The 389-nt window shown below is 71.0% G+C and carries 1 pseudogene; it reads left to right on the forward strand.

What is annotated here, in order from left to right:
* Positions 1–389 (forward strand): annotated as a pseudogene (locus DK254_RS06480) (type IV secretion protein Rhs); the annotation flags it as partial.

Here is a 389-nt window from a genome sequence, read left to right on the forward strand (position 1 = left end):
GACTTCGAGCGCGACGACCTGCACCGCGAAGTGCTGCGCACCCAGGGCCGCCTGACCAGCCGCTTCGGCTACGACGCCCTGGGCCGCAAGGCCTGGCAATTCGCCTCGGGGCTACCGGCGGAGAAACTCTCCAGCCTGCACAACCCGGGCATCGTCCCCGCCGACCTGCTGCTGCACCGCGACAACCCGATCCAGCGCCGCTACCAGTACGACGCCGCCGGCGAACTGGTGCGCACCCAGGACAAGCTGCGCGGCGACACCCAGTACGCCTACGAGGCCAACGGCCAACTACTCGGCCGCAGCGCCCCGGACCTGGCCAGCCGCGAACGCTTCGTCTACGACGCCGCCGCCAACCTGGTCAACCCCGAGGGCGACAGCCACCACGGCCA

Origin of the sequence: Pseudomonas sp. RW407 (genome assembly GCF_003176655.1) — a bacterium.
Lineage (GTDB): Bacteria > Pseudomonadota > Gammaproteobacteria > Pseudomonadales > Pseudomonadaceae > Pseudomonas > Pseudomonas delhiensis.